At 63.7% G+C, this 14,323-nt stretch carries 9 protein-coding genes; 2 read left to right on the forward strand and 7 right to left on the reverse strand.

The features are described 5' to 3' along the window. Positions 1-251: 251 nt before the first annotated feature. Both GQB00_RS15270 and ppc read right to left on the reverse strand, forming a co-directional pair. Complete coding sequence (locus tag GQB00_RS15270) at positions 252-1,628, reverse strand: HDOD domain-containing protein (RefSeq protein WP_111497494.1); 1,377 nt, start codon at positions 1,626-1,628, stop codon at positions 252-254. 91 nt (positions 1,629-1,719) lie between these two features. Further along, on the reverse strand, positions 1,720-4,362 hold the full coding sequence (ppc, locus tag GQB00_RS15275; RefSeq protein ID WP_165856968.1) for a phosphoenolpyruvate carboxylase: 2,643 nt from the start codon (positions 4,360-4,362) through the stop codon (positions 1,720-1,722). A 210-nt stretch (positions 4,363-4,572) separates the two neighbouring features. On the opposite strand from ppc, the gene GQB00_RS15280 reads away from it, so the two are divergent. Next, the gene (locus GQB00_RS15280; RefSeq protein WP_111497492.1) at positions 4,573-4,809 is read left to right on the forward strand and encodes a hypothetical protein; all 237 of its coding nucleotides are present in this window, start codon (positions 4,573-4,575) and stop codon (positions 4,807-4,809) included. A 126-nt stretch (positions 4,810-4,935) separates the two neighbouring features. Here GQB00_RS15280 and GQB00_RS15285 read toward each other — a convergent pair whose 3' ends face one another. The 5 genes from GQB00_RS15285 to cysM all read right to left on the reverse strand — a co-directional run bounded on the left by GQB00_RS15285 (position 4,936) and on the right by cysM (position 11,051). After that, positions 4,936-5,280 carry a pilin assembly protein gene (locus GQB00_RS15285; protein ID WP_111497491.1) on the reverse strand — a complete coding sequence of 115 codons (345 nt, stop codon included), beginning with the start codon at positions 5,278-5,280 and terminating at the stop codon, positions 4,936-4,938. Between the two features lie 212 nt (positions 5,281-5,492). Next, complete coding sequence (mazG, locus tag GQB00_RS15290; protein ID WP_165856969.1) at positions 5,493-6,350, reverse strand: nucleoside triphosphate pyrophosphohydrolase; 858 nt, start codon at positions 6,348-6,350, stop codon at positions 5,493-5,495. A gap of 30 nt (positions 6,351-6,380) precedes the next feature. Beyond that, on the reverse strand, positions 6,381-8,621 hold the full coding sequence (gene relA / locus GQB00_RS15295; RefSeq protein ID WP_111497489.1) for a GTP diphosphokinase: 2,241 nt from the start codon (positions 8,619-8,621) through the stop codon (positions 6,381-6,383). Between the two features lie 123 nt (positions 8,622-8,744). Then, on the reverse strand, positions 8,745-10,091 hold the full coding sequence (gene rlmD, locus GQB00_RS15300; protein ID WP_165856970.1) for a 23S rRNA (uracil(1939)-C(5))-methyltransferase RlmD: 1,347 nt from the start codon (positions 10,089-10,091) through the stop codon (positions 8,745-8,747). Between the two features lie 66 nt (positions 10,092-10,157). Next, the gene (cysM, locus tag GQB00_RS15305; protein ID WP_111497487.1) at positions 10,158-11,051 is read right to left on the reverse strand and encodes a cysteine synthase CysM; all 894 of its coding nucleotides are present in this window, start codon (positions 11,049-11,051) and stop codon (positions 10,158-10,160) included. A gap of 379 nt (positions 11,052-11,430) precedes the next feature. On the opposite strand from cysM, the gene GQB00_RS15310 reads away from it, so the two are divergent. Continuing rightward, a complete protein-coding gene (locus tag GQB00_RS15310) occupies positions 11,431-14,316 on the forward strand; it encodes a response regulator (protein WP_165856971.1) in 2,886 nt (961 codons plus the stop codon). Positions 14,317-14,323: the final 7 nt, after the last annotated feature.

The raw sequence follows: 14,323 nt of genomic DNA on the forward strand, positions 1-14,323 counted from the left end.
GACAGCTTATGGGCCGGGTTGCCGCCGGTACGATCCGTGCGGGCCAACCCGTGCCTGCCGGAGCCCCGGGGCGGATGCTGAGACACCGCTGGGAACATCTGGCTCAAGGGCGGCTGTATTCCGGTTGCCAACGCGATCGTGGGTCGATCACGCCGGGAAAAGCCACCCGAGCGGGTAAAACGATCCGGCATTATACGAAGTCGGGCCGGCCATAGAAAGGGTACCAAGGTCGGAAAATGACCAGCGCGGGTTCAGGCGGCCAGGGACCGGGCCAGGTCATCCAGCTCCCGGGCCACTTCCTCGGTAGTGGTCATCAGGCGCTCGATATCGGCATCGCCAAACTCCAGGGACGCCGCCAGGGTATCGACGTCGTCCGGGTTGAACTCGTCGCCGATGCCCTTGTCCTTGAGCAGTGCGTTGGCCAGCTGGACCATGTGCACGTAGTCCGCGTGGTCGCCTTCATAGGCCATGCGCTGGTGCATGCCGGCGGTCTTTACCACCGCGTCCGGGAGCTGCCACAGGCGGTGCAGGATGCCGCCGATGGGGCCATGACCAACCGACAGGAATTCCTGGTCGCCACCGAACACCTGGACCTCCAGCGAGTGCATGCTTTGCTCCGGATTGGACTCGCGCAACCGGTTGAGCTGGTCAAACTCGTTGGGAAACAGGTGGCCGATCAGCAGGATACCGAAGTTGTGCAATAGCCCGCAGAGATAGGCCAGCCCTTTGTCGGCGCCCTTGAGCATGGCCATCTGCTGGCACAGGTAGGCGCAGTAGAGCGAGTGACGCCAGAACGCGTCCATACCCAGCATGCCGTCGCGCGGCACCTCGAAGGCCCGCACCGAGGCGATACCCATGGCCACGTGGGCGACGCGGTCAAAACCAAGCACCCGAGTCACCGCTTCCTGTACGGAATTGATCTGCCCCGGGTAGTTGAACAGTGCGGAACGGGCATAGCGCATGATCTGGGCGGTCAGGCTGGGATCGTATTCGATCAGCTCACCCAGCTCGCGGGCCGTCGCCTCGGTATTGGCCGTCAGGCGCAGGATCTTCAGGGCCAGGGCCGGCATCGGCGGCAGCCGGTATAACTTCTGTAAGCGCTGAGCCACTTCCTCCAGCGTGATATCCGACGACTCACCAGGCTCCAGGTCGTGGGCCACGTCGACAATACTGATGCGCGCCTTGCGGCCACCGGCCAGGGCCAGACGCAGGGCCCGGCCATCCAGCCGCAACAGGCTGTTGTTGCTGCCTGACGCCAGATAGGCCTCGTCCATCTCCAGCACCGGTTCGTCGATCACCACAGGGATATCAAAGGCCGCACCGATCGGGGGATGGAAACCCATCTCGCAGTCGGCGAACAGCCGGTCCGCCTGGCGCGCGGTCAGCAACTGCAGGCGTCGACCCACCACCGCGGAGACCGCATCCACATCAATGGCCGTCTGATAGTTGTGCACCGCCATGACCACGCCCTTGAGATCGATCAGCAGGGTCGCGCGAATCACCGCATAGTGGTTCAGGCCAGCCCCTGAGACGGCCACGTCAAAGCTGGGGACTTCATCCTGGGCAATAACGTCGTAGGCAATGCCCTTGCGTGATAGAAACGTTTCCAGTCTGGCCGATGCCGCCACGCTTACTTCCTCTGTTCTTGCTGTTGTCGTCAGCTACAGCCTACCCGATTGAGGCAACCCCGGGGTATCCCCGGGGCCGCTACCGGCGGCATTATCCGGTGTTACGCATACCGGCTGCAATGCCGGCCATGGTGACTTTGAGAGCCCGTTCCACCAATTCCGGCACCTTGCCCTGTCCTTCGCTCTCGCGATCGCGGCGCAGCAGTTCCGCCTGCAGGTAGTGCAGCGGATCGGTGTAGGGATTCCGTACCCGCAGCGAATGGGCGAACACCGGTTCGTCGAGCAGCAGCTCGCCCTGCTGCTTGAGCGCCTTCACATGTCGGATGCAGCCGGCCAGACGCTCGCGCAGGTCCTCCCCCAGATGCCGCAATTCCGGATCCACCAGGATTTCCTCGTAATAGCTGGCGATTCGCAGGTCGGCCTTGGCCAGGACCATCTCCAGCATGTCCACGTAGGTCTGGAAGAAAGGCCAGCGCTCCATCATTTCCCGCAGCAGCGGTTCGTGTCCGGCTTCGGCGGCTTCGCGCAGCGCCACATCGCTGCCCAGCCAACTGGGCAGCATCATACGCATCTGGGTCCAGGCGAAGATCCAGGGGATAGCACGCAGACTTTCCACGCCGCCGGTGGGCTTGCGCCGGGCCGGACGACTGCCCAGGGCGAGCTTGCCCAGCGCCTGCTCCGGCGTGGCCTGGCGGAAATAGGTGACGAAGTCGGGATGTTCGCGGACCACGGCGCGGTAGGCCTTGAGCGAGCGTTCCGTGAGCCAGTCCATCATGTCGCGCCAGCCCTGCTCCGGTGCGGGCGGCGGCGCCAGGGTGGCTTCGATCACCGCGGTGGCGTAGAGCGTCAGACTCTTTTCCGCCAGCTTGGGCAGGCCGAATTTGAAGCGGATCATCTCGCCCTGCTCGGTAATCCGGAAACTGCCGTTCACCGAGCCCGGCGGCTGGGACAGGATCGCCCGGTTGGCCGGGCCGCCGCCACGACCGACAGTACCGCCGCGACCATGGAACAGGGTCAGGTGCACGCCGAACTCGCCGGCGACATCGGTCAGGGCTTCCTGAGCCTGATACTGGGCCCAGGCCGCCATCATCTGGCCGGCGTCCTTGGCGGAATCGGAGTAGCCGATCATCACTTCCTGACGGCCACGGCAGTAGTCGCGGTACCATTCCACCTCGAACAGGGCGCGCATGGTGTCCGGCGCGCCGGTGAGGTCGTCAAGGGTTTCGAACAGCGGCACCACCCGCATGGGATTCTGCATGCCGGATTCCCGCAGCAGCAGGATCACGCTGAGCACGTCCGACGGCTGGCTGGCCATGGAAATGACGTAGGAGCCGAGGGCTTCCGGGGTCTGCTGGGCGACCACCTCACAGGTATCGAGCACCTCGCGCACATTGTCCGACGGCTGCCAGTGACGGGGGATCAGCGGACGCCGGCCCTGCAGTTCGCGCAGCAGGAAAGCCTGACGCTCGGTTTCGCTCCACTGCTCGTAGTCCCCCAGCCCCAGGTCGCGGACAATCTCGCCCACCGCTTCGGCGTGGCGACCGGCTTCCTGACGGATGTCGAGGCGCACCAGCGGCAGCCCGAAGCAGTGGGCCCGGCGCAGGGTATCCAGCAGCAGGCCGTTGGCGATGTCGCCCAGGCCGCATTCGGCCAGCGAGTCGTAACACAGTCGCAGCGGGCGGATCAGATCTTCGTTCTCGAACAGGATACCGTTGCTGTCCGCCGGCTCGCCGTTGACGCAGGCCTCGGCCCAGTCCCGGGTGCGCAGCAGGCGCTCACGCAACTGGCCCAGGATGGCGCGGTAAGGCTCGCGGGTATCGCCGGCCTCGGCTTTCACGGCGTCGTTGGCTTCCCACATGGACAGCTCGGCACGCAGTGTCTGGATATCGCGCAGGAACAGGTCCGCCGCCATCCAGCGCCCCAGCCAGAATACCTCGCGGGACACTTCGTGGGTGACGTTGGGATTGCCGTCGCGGTCCCCACCCATCCAGGAGGCGATCTTCATGGGCGCGGCGTCGATCGGCAGCCCCTCCCCAGTGGCATCCAGCAGCGACTGGTCCAGACTGCGCAGGAAGCGCGGCAGGGCCTGCCACAGGCTGTTCTCGATCACGGCGAAGCCCCACTTGGCCTCGTCCACCGCGGTGGGGCGGTTATAGCGAATCTCATCGGTGTGCCAGGCTTCCGCCACCAGTTGCCGAAGCCGCGAGACCACTTCATCGCGTTCCACCGGCAGCAGGTCGTCGTGATCGAGCTGGGCCAGGCCGTTGGAAATCTCGTCGTACTTGAGGATCAGGGTGCGGCGCGTCACTTCAGTGGGATGCGCGGTCAGCACGAACTCGATGCTCAGGTCGGTGACCCGGCGGTGCAGCTCCTCGGGCGAGACATTCCCCGCCGTCAGGCGCTGGAACAGCTCCCCGAGAGACTCCACCATCAGGTCGGCCTGGTGGCCCTGTTTGCGGCGTATGCCGTGGTACTGCTCGGCAATGTTGGCCAGGTTGAGGAACTGGCTGAAGGCGCGTGTCACCGGCAGCATCTGGTCGTCGCTCAGTTGGCTGAGCAGGTTGACCAGCCGCTGGCCGGAGCCGCTTTCCTGGCGCCGATCCGCCTTGGCGGCGGCCCGGATCTCTTCGATCAGGTCGAAGCAGGCCTGGCCCGGATACTTGCGGATGCTGTCGCCCAGCAATTCGCCCAGGAGGCGGACATTTTCCCTCAAATCAGGATGCAATTCGGTCATGAAACGCTACCGTCCTTTCGCCATGGGAACCCCGTTCCTGTTCCTGTCGAAGTCGGGGTTCGATGAAAAACCGCTTTCAATATAACAGCCTGTTATCGGCGCATCATCAAAGCGCGCAAAACAACGGACACGAAACTCGGATTGAAATCGATACGGCAAAGGTGTTTATTTGAAGCGTAACCCGACAGTCGCACAGCGCGAGGAACGAGCATGAAAGTAACCGACCTGCCCAAGCACTGGGAAGGCACAAAAGAAGACAGCGAACAGGCCAAGAGCTATACCCTGCGGCTGCCACTGGAAGACGCCGCCCGCATCGCCGCCCTGGCGGAGCTCTACCCGGATCGCAGCGAGGCGGATATCCTCAACGACATGATCGGCGCCGCTCTGGACGATCTGACGCGCCAGACGCCACTCAAGGGCAAGCTGGAATCGGTGAAGAAAGGCTGAAGCCTTCGGTAGGTAACAGAAAACGGGGAGCGTCGGGCGGACATCGGGTCGCCGGCCGGCGACCCCGGAGAGTCAAAGCCAGCCATTCACCAGGCTGGCTTTTCTTTGCGGGTCGGAAGTAAGGCTTCAGGCGGCGGTTTCGAGCAGCCGCGCCTTGAGATCCTGCATGTGCTTCTGGCTGAGGCTGACGAACCTGGGGGTCAGGCCTTCGTCCTCGTAGATTTCGAAACCATCCTCATCAAAAGCCACGACTTTGGTCCCTTCGACGTACGGAAAACTGGTTTCCAGCTCGTCCAGTGCGGCCGAGACCAGGTCACGGATCAGATCCTGCGGTGACTTCATGGGATACAGTTCGGACAGCCGCTCCAGGCGTGCCAGATGCTGCTCCGACAACCCCGCCTCATAGGCGTCCCGAGTCAGACGACCGCGTGCATGCTTATCCCAGTATTTCACCAGATCCTTGATCTTCATGGTTCAACGCTCCCGCTATATGTGCTCGATCAAGACTGCGCCGGCGCCTCGTGAGCCCCTTTGCAGTGTACTACCACTCCTGAGCGTCGCGTCAGTCATTGCCCCGGCTGACGTAACGAATACTCTGTAAAAAGTTTAGCTTAACGACCTTCTGCTTACTGCATGATATGGTTACGGATTGTACCTATCACGCCCGACGCGGCCTGCCCGGGTCAGTCGTCGTTGGCGGCGTGCTCCACCCCTTTGACCGACTGCCAGATGGCATCCAGCTCTTCCAGACTCTGCTCATCAAACTCGCGCCCCTGTGAGGCAAGTTCCCGCTCGATGGCCCGAAAGCGTGCATCGAATTTGCGGTTGGTGCGACGCAGCGCCTGTTCCGGGTCGACCTTCAGGAAACGTGCCAGATTGACGCACACGAACAGCAGGTCGCCCAGCTCGTCCTCCAGGGCATCCCGGTCGGTGGGGTCGCGCTGCGCCACATCCCAGGCCTCGCGCAGTTCATCGATCTCTTCGTGCAGCTTGGCGAACACCGGCTCGATATCCGGCCAGTCGAAGCCGTGGCGGGCCGCCCGACGCTGGAGCTTCTCGGCGCGGGCCATGCCCGGAAGGCTGGCGGCGATGCCGTCCAGGCGGCTGGGTTCGACGTCGGGCTCCGGCTTGGCGGCCCGCTCCTCCGCCTTGATCCGCTCCCAACTGGCCTTGATCTCGGCGTCGGTGGGCCGGTTGTCCGGGTCGACCCGACTTTCCAGGGTGCCTTCCGGAAACACGTGCGGATGACGACGCACCAGCTTGCGGACCAGGTGATCGACGATGCCGTCGAACTCGAAGTGGCCAGCCTCGCGCCCCAACTGGCCGTAGAAGATTACCTGGAACAGCAAGTCGCCCAGTTCATCCTTCAGGTGCGGATAGTCCGCCCGCTCGATGGCGTCAGCCACTTCGTAGGCCTCTTCCAGCGTGTGTGGCACGATGCTGCGGAAATCCTGCTTGCAGTCCCAGGGGCAGCCCGTCTCCGGATCGCGCAGGCGCGCCATCAGGTGTTTGAGGTCGTCGATGGTGTAGTGATCAGCCATAGTGCTCTCGTTGCTCCACGGACCAAGCGCTCAGGGTTTGCGCTTGCGCCGTACTTCCATGATGTTCGGGAGGTTCCGGATCTGCGCCAACAGCTTGGCCAGCTGCTCCAGGCTGGAAATTTCCAGGGTCACCGTCATGGTGGCGGAGTTGTCGTCCTGGTTCGACAGCGTGTTGAGCGCCAGCACGTTACAGCGTGAGTTGGCCAGAATGGCGGTGATGTCCCGCAACAGGCCAGACCGGTCGTACGCCTCGATTTCCACATCCACCGGGTAGACCGACTCCTGGGTACCGCCCCAACTGACTTCGATGATCCGGTTGGGCTCGAATTCGCGCTGGTGCAGGAAGGTCAGGCAGTCCTGGCGATGCACGGTCACGCCACGGCCCACGGTGATGTAGCCGCCGATCGGATCGCCGGGGAGCGGCTTGCAGCACTTGGCCACCTGCGTCTTGAGGTTGCCGACGCCCTGGATCTTGATGTCCGAATCGGCTTCGTACGCCTTCTGTTTGGTGCCCTGCAGCTTCAGGTCCAGCTGCTTGGTGCGCGGCTCCAGCAACTGCTGCGCAATGTTGGCTACATGTGTGGGCCGCAAATCGCCGGCACCGACGGCGGCAAACATATCGTCGGCACTCTGGTAGTTCACTTTGCGCGCCAGCTTGACCAGATCCAGATCGTCAATGGACAGGCGCTTGAACTCATCTTCCAGGATCGCCCGGCCGTCGACGATGTTGCGGTCGCGGTCCTGCTCCTTGAACCAGTGCGTTACCTTGGCCCGCGCCCGCGAGGTCTGGATGTAACCCAGGCTGGAGTTGAGCCAGTCGCGGCTCGGCGCCGGGTTGTTGGAGGTCAGGATGAACACCTGGTCGCCGGTTTTCAGCGGGTAGGTCAGCGGCACGATGCGGCCGTTGACCTTGGCGCCCCGGCAGGCGTGCCCCACTTCGGTGTGGACGCGATAGGCAAAGTCCACCGGCGTCGCCCCCTGGGGCAGGTCCACCACGTGCCCTTCCGGCGTGAACACGTACACCCGGTCCGGCACCACATCGGTTTTCAACTGGTCGATCAGACCGGACAGGTCGCCCAGGTCTTCCTGCCATTCCAGCACCTGACGCAGCCAGTTGATCTTGGCCTCGTAGCCGGTCGACGGCTTGCCGGTGTCGGTCCCCTTGTAGAGCCAGTGGGCACAGACGCCCAGTTCGGCCTCCTCGTGCATGGCCCGGGTGCGGATCTGCACCTCGATCACCTTCCCTTCGGGACCGATCACGGCGGTGTGCAGGGACTGGTAGCCGTTCTCCTTGGGGCTGGCGATGTAGTCGTCGAACTCGTTGGGGATGTGGCGCCACAGGCTGTGCACGATGCCCAGCGCGGAATAGCAATCGCGCAGGGTGGGCACCAGGATGCGGAAGGCGCGCACGTCGTACACCTGACTGAAATCGATGCCCTTGCGGCGCATCTTCCGCCAGATGCTGTAGATGTGCTTGGCCCGCCCGGCCAGCTCGGCCTGGATGCCGGCCCGATCCAGTTCGCCCTGCAACGCCGACAGCACCCGCTTGATGTACTCGTCCCGGTCGAGGCGCTTCTCGTCGAGCAGTTTGGCGATTTTCTTGTAGGCGGATTCGTGCAGGTAGCGGAAAGACAGGTCCTCCAGCTCCCACTTGATGTGACCGATCCCCAGACGATGGGCCAGTGGAGCGTAGATGTCGAACACTTCCCGAGCCACGCGCATGCGCTTCTCGGGCGGGGCGCTCTTCACGGCCCGGATGGCACAGGTGCGTTCCGCCAGCTTGATCAGGGCCACGCGCACGTCGTCGATCATCGTGACCAGCATCTTGCGCACGTTGTCGAGCTGGCCCTGGCTCTGGCCCAGCACGTTGCCCTTGAGGGGGTGATGGATCGAGGAGATCGCCGCCATGTGCTGCACGCCGTTGATCAGGCCCGCCACCTCATCGCCGAATTCGGCCTTCACCTCGTCCAGGCCGATACGCTCCTCGCGCACCGCCCGGTACAGGATCGCCGCCACCAGCGAGGCCTGATCCAGGTGCAGCTCGGCCAGAACCTGGGCCATTTCCACACCGGTGCGGAAACTGCTGGCACCGGGCGCCCACAAACGGTCCTCACGAACCGCCTGCAAATCGATGATGGCGGCCTTCTCGCAGGCCCGCCGGAACTGGTCGACGTCCTCCAGGGTGGTCTGGGATTCGATGTGATGCACCCAGCCCTCGATATCGACCCGACCATCCGTGGTCACGGCGTAATCTTCTCGAACCTTTACCATAGCGGTAGAACTTCCCCTTGTTACTCGCGCCCGCCCGGCCCCTGAGGTCCGGACGCGCGCATCGCCCGTGTTCGCGTTGTCGGTTATTGTTGTGACAACAAGCGATGTTCAGCTCGCGGCGCGTCAGTCAGCGCGCTCGAACAGGGCCATCGATTCCACGTGCGTGGTGTGCGGGAACATATCCATGACGCCCGCTTTCACCAGCCGATATCCTTTCTCCACCAGTACGCCCGCATCCCGCGCCAGTGTGGCCGGGTTGCAGGAGACATAAACAATCCGCCGGGCGCCGAACGCGGTCAGGTATTCACAAACCTCCTGGGCGCCGGAACGCGGCGGGTCGATGAGGATCTTGTCGAAACCCTCGGCGGCCCAGCTTTCGCCGGTAAAATCTCCCTGCAGGTTGGCACCGTGGAAACGCGCGTTGGTCAGACCATTCAGGTCAGCGTTCTCGCGGCCGCGCACGACCATGGCGTCGTCGCCCTCGACACCGACCACTTCGCCGCAACGCCGCGCCAACGGCAGCGTAAAGTTGCCCAGACCGCAGAACAGGTCCAGCACCCGCTCGTCGGGCTGCGGCTCCAGCCAGTCCAGGGCGTGATCCACCATGCGCTGGTTGATGTCGGCGTTCACCTGCGTGAAATCCATCGGGTGGAAGCGCATGGTGAGGTCGAACGACGGCAGACGGTAGGTCAGTCGCTCATCATCCCGGCCCGCGCTTTCCGGCCAGATCCGGTGCACGGTATCCGGCCCCTTGGGCTGCAGGTAGATATGCAATTCATGCGCCTGGCCGAAGGCCAGCAGCTTGTCCCGGTCCGCGTCGGACAGCGGGTCCATGTTGCGAACCACCATGGCGGCGACATCATCACCGCAGGCCACCTCGACCTGGGGAATACGGCTGTAGGCCTCCATGCTGTAGAGCAGTTCCCGCAGCGGCGTAATGCGCTCGCCAATGCGCGGATCCATCACCACGCAACGGTCAATGTCGGTGAGAAAGCTGTTGCGCTTCTCGCGAAAGCCGACCAGCACGGCGTCCCGCTTGGGCACGAAACGCACCCCGAGACGCGCCTTGCGACGATAGCCCAGTCCGTCGGATCGCATGGGCGGCACCCACTGCTCCGGCTCAATGCCCCCGAAGTGGGCAAAATGTTCCCGCAGCGTCGCCTCCTTGAACCCGATCTGGGCATCCGGCGCCACGTGCTGCAGACTGCAGCCGCCACACAGGTCGGCAAAATCGCAGGGTGTTTCCACCCGATCCGGCGACGCTTCGGTCACCTCGGTGGCGCGCAGCTCGTCAAAGCTACGGCGGGTACCGACGTACTTCGCCATGACTTTCTCGCCCGGCAGGGCGCCGTCGACAAACTGGATCTTGCCGTCCAGGTGGGCGATCCCGCGGCCGTCGTGGCTCAGTTTTTCGATGTCACAGGGAATCGGGTCGGCGGGTAATGCTTTCTTTCTACGTCTCTTGCTCATCAGGTATTCCGGTCAGGCGAGGAAACCCCGCAGGGCTTCCTTTCTTATATGGGTGTCGGGCGACGGTCACGCCCCGGGGAAAACGCCGGTCGACAGGTACCGGTCGCCCCGGTCACAGATAATGGCGACGATCACCGCGTTCTCAACCTGCTCCGAAAGGCGAAGGGCCGCGGCAATGGCGCCACCGGAGGAAACACCGCAGAAGATGCCCTCTTCGCGGGCCAGGGCGCGCATGGTGTCCTCGGCGTCCTGCTGGTCGACGTCCAGCACCTGATCGACCCGCGCGGCGTCGTAGATCTTGGGAAGGTACTCCTGCGGCCAGCGGCGAATACCGGGGATCGAGGAGCCATCAGAAGGCTGCAGCCCCACGATGCGAATATCCGGGTTACGCTCTTTAAGGTAACGGGACACACCCATAATCGTGCCGGTGGTGCCCATGGAACTGACGAAATGGGTGACCCGCCCCTGGGTCTGCTCCCAGATTTCCGGACCGGTGGTGCGGTAATGGGCCAGCGGGTTGTCCTGGTTGGCGAACTGGTCGAGCACCAGCCCCTTGCCCTCCTCCTGCATTCGGGCCGCCAGGTCGCGGGCACCTTCCATGCCTTCTTCCTTGCTGACCGTGACAATCTCGGCGCCGTACGCGCGCATGGAGGCACGCCGCTCCTCGCTCATGTTGGCGGGCATGATCAGTACCATGCGGTAGCCCTTGATCGCCGCCGCCATGGCCAGGGCAATCCCGGTGTTGCCGCTGGTGGCCTCGATCAGGGTATCGCCCGGCTTGATGTCACCACGGCGCTCCGCTTCCTGGATCATGCTGATGGCCGGGCGATCCTTGACCGATCCGGCCGGGTTGTCGCCTTCCAGCTTGGCCAGGATAACGTTGGAGGTGTCGCCCGGCAGGCGCTGCAGACGCACCAGCGGGGTGTGGCCGACATAGTCTTCAATAGTTGGAAAATGCATGAATTCTCAGACTCCTGACAGCGTTTTTTGACGGGAAAACGGTCGGCCGGTTCCTCCGGCGGTCCTCCCAAGCTGTGTTACACTCTGACGACGCATCATACGCGCATAGCAGGCGCTATCCCAATACAGCTTGTCGCTACCGAAATGACGCCAGGTTCTAACGCCGGGCGCTGATAAGGTCGGTCCGTATAGCGTCTGCCGGCTGTTCCCGATTTCTGTCGGGGTTCACGATTATGATGGTATGGTCGCACCGGTCGGCGAGAGTTACCGGCGCCGCCAATAAGAATCAGGGACGACGTCTCGTACGCTTGGGGCCCGGCCACAAGGCCCTCCAGGGATGAGCCGATACGGGACAACCGACGGAATCAGGAAGCGCACCATGCGACGCTGGGGCATTCGCAGAAAAGTACTGGTTGTTACGCTGGTACCCACCATACTGACCACGCTCATCCTGGGGATCTTCTTCACCCAGAGCTGGGTAGGCAACATCGAACAGCTCCTGCGCGATCGCGGCGAATCCCTGTCCCGCCAGTTGGCCGCCGCTTCCGAATACGGCATGTTCACCGGCAACCGCAGCCTGCTCAACAATCTTTCCAACGCCCTCCTGGAAGAGCAGGACGTGCGTTCCATCACCTTCTTCAATGCCCAGGGACAGCGTCTGCTGCACACCGGCCCCAGCCTCCGCGAGGAAATCGGCAACGAGAAGCTGACCGAGGCCTCCACCCTGGTGCTCAAATCCGGCTCCAGCTCGGTATTCATTGCCCCGGTCTACCTGCAGGACCTGATGATCGACAGCATGCTCGATCTGGAATCCCGCAACACCGCGCCCAGCGCCGAGGCGCCCATCGGCTGGTCGGCGGTGGAAATGTCCCATGTGCGGACCGACAAGGAACGCTACAAGGCGCTGCTGATCAGTCTGCTGCTGATCCTCGGCGGCATCGGACTGAACGTGCTCATCGCCCTGCGTATGAGCCGCAGCGTCACGGACCCGATCTTCGAACTCAACAGCGCCGTGGCGCGGCTCAAGGGTGGCGACCTGAAGACCCGCGTCTACACCCGCGCCGGCCCCGAATTCGAGCAGCTGGAATCCGGCCTCAACGACATGGCCCAGGAGCTCAGCGAAGCCCAGGCGGAAATGCAGCAGAACATCGATCAGGCCACCGAGGATCTGCGCGAGACCCTGGAGACCATCGAGATCCAAAACATCGAGCTGGACCTGGCGCGCAAGGAGGCTCTGGAAGCGAGCCGCATCAAATCGGAATTCCTGGCCAACATGTCCCACGAGATCCGCACGCCGCTGAACGGCATCATCGGGTTCACCGAGCTGCTGCTGAAATCGCCGGCCCAGCAACAGCAGCGGGATCACCTCAACACCATCCGCAAGTCCTCGGAAATCCTGCTGACGATCATCAACGACATCCTCGACTTCTCCAAGATCGAGGCCGGCAAGCTGATCCTGGACCGCATCCCCTTCGGCCTGCGCGACACCATCGAGGAGGTCATGGTGATGCTGGCGCCGGCCGCCCACGCCAAGAACCTCGACCTGGTGCCACTGATCTACAACGACGTGCCCGACACCATCATGGGCGACCCGTTACGGGTCAAACAGATCATCACCAACCTGGTGAACAACGCCATCAAGTTCACCCAGACCGGTGAAGTGGTCCTGCGCGCCAGCCTCGACGACGAGGACGAGGAAGGCCACCGCGTACTACTGCGCTTCAGCGTGACCGATTCCGGCGTGGGCCTGTCCCGGGCGCAGCAACAATCGCTGTTCAACGCGTTCAGCCAGGCGGACGCCTCCACCGCGCGCCAATACGGCGGCACCGGCCTGGGTCTGGTCATCTCCAAGCGCCTGGTGGAGGAAATGGGCGGCGAGATCGGCCTGGAAAGCGAACTCGGCCAGGGCTCCACCTTCTGGTTCACGCTGTCCACCGAGGTGGCGCGCAATACCGAAGCGCCGGCACCGCGGGACGGCCTGCAGAAAGAACGCATCATCTACCTGGAGCAGCAGAAGACCACCGCCCTGTCGGTCCGGCACATCCTCAGCGACTGGGGTATTACCGTGGATGAAGCCAGCTCCCCCGGCGATCTGCTGGAAAAGGTGGAGCAGGCCCAGTACGACAACCGGGGCTACGCCGCCGCCATGATCGGGGTTACCCGGCACCTGCTGCATTCGAGCCAGTACCGGGAAATGTTCCATACCCTGGAAGTCGAGCGCGACTGTCGCACCCTGATCCTGACCCCGACCCTGGAAGACCACGACGGCCACCTCACCGGCCAGGCCAGCGGACACATCACCAAGCCGGTTTGCCGCGACCGGCTCTATAACCAGCTGTTCGCCCTGATCCACGGCACTCACCTGCCCACCACCCTGGATCACAATGGCGTCAGCGCCCTGCTGCCGGATGCGCGCACCAGCGACGCGCCAAGAGTCCTGGCGGTGGACGACAACGAAGCCAACCTCAAGCTGGTGCTGACGTTGCTGGCCGACTGCCAGATTCCCGCGGAAGGGGCCTCCAGCGGTTTCGAGGCCCTGAGCAAGGCGCGCCAGACCCAGTTCGACCTGATCTTCATGGACCTGCAGATGCCGGGCATGGACGGCGTGGAAACCACCAGCCGCCTGCGCCACCTGGACGAACGCCCCACGCCGGTGCCCATCCTGGCGCTGACCGCCCACGCCCTGTCGGAAGAAAAAGATCGATTGATGCGCCAGGGGTTCGACGGCTACCTGACCAAACCGGTCAACAGCGAACAGCTGCTGGAGGCCCTGGCCCGCCACACCGGCTACCAGGGATCGACGACGGGCGAAACGCCGCGCGCGGCTCCGACGGCCGACAGCCGGGGCCAGGGCCGAGGCATCCGTCCATCGAGCAAGGAAAAGCAGTTGCCCTGCGTGGATGTGGAGGAAAGCATTCGCCTGGCGGCGGGCAAGGCCGATCTCGCGGAGGAGCTGTTCAGCATGCTGCTGGAACAGGTCAGCTTCGACCAGAACGGCATTCGCAAACTACTGACCGATAACGACGAGGCCGAACTGCTGGAACGGGTCCACAAGCTTCACGGCGCCACCCGCTACTGCGGCGTGCCGGAACTGCGCAACCTGTCGGAGCGGCTGGAAACGGCGCTCAAACGCGAGACGCCGGAGCGCACGGCGCTGGCCGAGGCGTTGATGGCGGCCATCGACCGGCTGCTGATCTGGTCGGAGGAAACCGAGTGGCAGGCCATGTTCAGGGACCGCGTCGGCGAGCCCCTGAATCCGTCCTGACGCCCGG

It is taken from the genome of Marinobacter sp. JSM 1782161 (genome assembly GCF_011421605.1).
GTDB lineage: Bacteria > Pseudomonadota > Gammaproteobacteria > Pseudomonadales > Oleiphilaceae > Marinobacter_A > Marinobacter_A bohaiensis.